The sequence below is a fragment of the Propioniciclava sp. genome, assembly GCF_029977985.1.
In the GTDB taxonomy this organism is placed as follows: domain Bacteria; phylum Actinomycetota; class Actinomycetes; order Propionibacteriales; family Propionibacteriaceae; genus Propioniciclava.
In genome coordinates, this window is sequence record NZ_JARKOT010000066.1 from 1 (window position 1) to 3,711 (window position 3,711).

Annotated in this window: 2 protein-coding genes and 1 pseudogene; all 3 read right to left on the reverse strand. The window is 69.3% G+C overall.

From position 1 onward, the window contains the following. Positions 1–124: 124 nt before the first annotated feature. Positions 125–1,633: an SCO6880 family protein gene (locus Q1K57_RS03970; protein WP_300079225.1), complete on the reverse strand. Its 1,509-nt coding sequence runs from the start codon at positions 1,631–1,633 to the stop codon at positions 125–127. A gap of 16 nt (positions 1,634–1,649) precedes the next feature. After that, positions 1,650–1,880, reverse strand: a complete 231-nt coding sequence (locus Q1K57_RS03975; protein WP_300079227.1) for a hypothetical protein — start codon at positions 1,878–1,880, stop codon at positions 1,650–1,652. 1,161 nt (positions 1,881–3,041) lie between these two features. Further along, a pseudogene (locus tag Q1K57_RS03980) lies at positions 3,042–3,711 on the reverse strand (hypothetical protein); the annotation flags it as partial.

The window sequence follows — 3,711 nt, forward strand, 5'->3', positions numbered from 1 at the left end:
CGCCGCGGCGACGCGTGGAACAGGTACGGCTCTTTGCCTGGCCTCTCCGGTTCGGGCTTGGTGGGCAGGTCGTGGCCGAAGTCGGCGAGCAGTTGGGCGGTGGAACGCCCGCGGGGCGGCGTCCTCATTCGTCGGCCTTCCTGGTCAGCCCAAGTCCGAGGGGCAGGGTGGCTGCGGCGAAACCGGCGTCCTGAGCGAGGTCGAGGCGCAGGGGTGCGAAGCCGGCGCGTCGGATGGACGCGTCGAGGCGGCGTCCGAACTCGGCGACGCGCATGGTCTTGGTGACAGTGACGCACGCGACCGCGTAGGGGCGGGTGAGGGCGTGGCCAGAGGCGAGCTTCGCGTCGAGTCGGTGGGCCCGGGTCACGTTGTCGCGGTCGCGGGAGCGTTGTCGGATCTGGAGCCGGCCGCGGAGCCCTTCGCCCATGTCGGCGGCCCATTCGCCGGAGGCGGTCTGCCGGTCGGCGCGGCTGAACGGCAGGATCGGGAACACGACCGTGTAGCTGCGCCGTTCTCCCGGCTCGGACGGCGTGAGCACCGGGGCGAGGGCGCCGAGGCACGCGCCCCGGTCGGGGAGCTTGAGGGTGGAGCTGATCGAGTTCCAGGCGTCGTGGGAGTAGTGCCGCATCGTGGTGTCGGCGCCTGAGGGTCCGGCCATCGCCCACGGCACCTCAGTGCACACCGTCGGGTCGGTCTGGTGGGCGGCGAGGGCGTCGATGATGCCTGCCCGGTCGGCGGGCGCGAAGCCGGTGCGGACCGCGAGCGCCAGTTGGGGCGAGGTGAGCCAGGTGACGTCGGTCATGCCTATGCCTCCGCGCAGCATTGCGGCGATCTCGTCGGCCAGGGCGTACAGGACGCGGGTGCGTCCTTCGAGGCCGCCGCCGAACTCGCGGGCCTGCTTCGTGATCCGCGCCTCGGGAACCACGAACGTGACGAACGACTCGGTGCGCACCGCGGCCCGGGTCAACGCGGTCGCGAGTTCGTCGTTCATTCGCCGGGCCAGCTCGGGGCCGTCGGGACGCCGATGCGCGGCGATCCACTGCTGCCGCTCGGCGCCGTCGTCCGGGACGGTGCGGACCAGGAACACCACGTCGCTGATCAGGGACGCCCGGGCGGCCACGTCGAGCAGTTCGGTCAGACCGCGGCCGTACTGGTCTCGGCGATCGCCCTCGGCCATGCCGACGCCGGGGTGCCGGATCGCGGCGGTCATCGCCCAGGTGCGCAAGCCATGGTCCTGGATGACCGCGTACCGGGTCTGCGTCGGACCCTTCGGTGCCCCGTCGTGGACCTCGATGCCGGTCATCACCCCAGGCAGGTCCGCGTTCTCGAGGGCTTCGGCCTTGCCTGTGGCGGCCTTGCTGCGCCACGACGTCCAGCCGAACGCCTTCCCGACGGTGAAGCTGAGGCTGGCGAGTAGCCACCCGGTGGCCGATCGGCCACGGACGGGAACAACGACCAGCACCGTGACCACGGCTGCGATCGCGGCGAGCTGGGCCGCGAGCAACCAGCGTTGCTGGTTGGCAGCCACGAACACGGGGATGACTGCGAGGGTCAGGGCCGCCAGCCGGGGGCCGGTCAGCCCGAAGAAGAAGCCGACCCGGTCCGGGCCGTAGTCGTCGTACACCGCAGCCATGATGAGAACCGGCCGCTCAGAAGGTCAGCGCGGCACCGGGCGGTGTCGCGAACGGGAGCGGGAGGTCTGCCTCGGCGGGGCTGCCGGCGGCGTCGAAGGCTTGGGTCTGCTGGAGTTCGGCGACGCGGGCGGCTTCCGCCTGCTGCGCGCGGGCTCGACGCGCCTCCATCGCGCGTCCGTCCTCGTGTAGGAGCGGTGGCTGCGTGTCGGGTACGTCGGCGTCCACGTCGTACGTCCAGTCATCCATTCGGGAGCCTCCTGTCAGGTGCCATGACCGGGCGGTCATGCATCTGCATAACGGGGATTGGTGCTATCTCGTGGACGCCCCCAGACGGAAGACCGGGTCCGTTTGAGTCGTGCACGGCAGCAGACCTATGGAAGGCAGAACCGCGAAGGGTGCTCGGCAGTTCGCCGGTCACCCACGCGCGCCTCGGATGGGTGAGCGTTCTCGGGCGAGGGACGGGTGGGAAGTCGGCCCCAACCGATGTCTGTGCAATCGACTCCCAGTCGAGCGCTGGTGCATCCGCCTGTTAGAATTTGGCCCCAACCGTGAACGATGTGGGTAGGGCAGAGTGTACGCATGGCATCAGAGTGGATAGGCCTGTTCGGCGTGGCGCTCGGCTCTGGGATGACAGGAGTCATCACGTGGTGGCAGGCAAGAAGAGCGGATCGCACCGAACGATCGAGGCAGCAATTTGAAGCGACGCTCCGAGCGTCCGAAGGCCTGCGCCAGGAGCGACTAGCAATCCACAGCCAATTCGTGCAGCTGGTGGACGCTGAGATGGGTGTCCGCCACACCCGCAAGGCGGGCGACGCTCATCCCACCGCTGCACCGCCGGAATGGTACGGATCCGGTGAACCTGGGATCCACCCTGGCCTGGCCCAGTTATCCACGAGCCTAGAAGGTCTTGCAAGTCGCATGCGGCTCATATGCGACCCCAAAGTGGTAGAGGCCGCTTGGGACCTCGCCTCAGCCATAAGGGAGGCGTCGCACTTGGATGACTACAGCGCATCATATGGCGACTGCCTAACGGCGCGGGATCGATACGTAGTATTGGCAGGGGTTGAATTGGGGGCCCGAACAGCTGACTCTTAGAGGACGGCCGATGTGGGGTGCTCGGCGACTCCCTCACATTTCAGTTCAGGAATCCGAATCCGGCGCCTCGTCCTGAGAGCGCGGTTCCTTAGTGGTAGACCGATGCCTATGAGGATTGTTCTGAGTCCGCAATATCAGGGCTGCGAAACCCTCGTGCGATGCGACGCCGCTGCGGACTCGGTCGACGCATTGATGGATTCGCCACCGCCCTGGTTTGTGCTGTTGGTGAGCCCAGGGATGGTCGCGCCGCTGGTTGAGACGGCCAATGCGGGAGACCTCCGGAATCCGTTGGCGCCGCCCGATCTTCAGCAGCTACAGGGCCGCCACTTCGGCCACCTCCGCGACCTCAGTCGTGCTGGCGCCCTTGGCGACCGCGCCACCGCGCGCCCCGGGGACCGCTAGTGGCCCGGACCCCGACGCGGCCTTTCCGGGCACCGGGCCATCCGCGGCGTCCGAGGGTGGGCCTCCCCACCCGCCTCCGTCGTAGCCGTCAGCCACGGTTGGGTCGTCGGGGTTGGCCGACTCGTCGGTGGCACCGTCGTATCCCGACTGACCGCTGGTGGCCCGAACGCCGCGGCGTGAGTAGTCGGGGGGGAAGTTGTTGTGGCCGACGCCCATTTGGTTGGTCTGATCGGCGCCCATGGCAGCGGCTGTCCCGCCCACGGCGGCCATGACGCCGATGCCGGTCGAGAACGCCTGCCCTACGGGGCCCATGCCGGCCGCGAATCGGCCGATCGTGGTCGCCGCGGCTCCGTCCTCGCCCGCGGTGCGGCCGGCCTCGTCGGTCGTGGTGGCGGCGCTGCTGCCGGTCTGGCGTCCGGCGAGGACTCCGCCGATGCCGCCGGCGGCGGCGAGCCCGGCGCGCAAGGCGGACCCGGACGTGCTGCCCGGGTCGGTGAACGCGAACAGCTTGTAGAGCGCCAACGGGGAGAAGGACGACACGCAGATGAGCACGACGCCGACGAACGCCGTCCCGATCGAC

Coding starts and splice junctions, on each gene's coding strand:
- Q1K57_RS03975 (WP_300079227.1), bottom strand. CDS start 1,880: ATGGATGACTGGACGTACGACGTGGACGCCGACGTACCCGACACGCAG.
- Q1K57_RS03970 (WP_300079225.1), bottom strand. CDS start 1,633: ATGGCTGCGGTGTACGACGACTACGGCCCGGACCGGGTCGGCTTCTTC.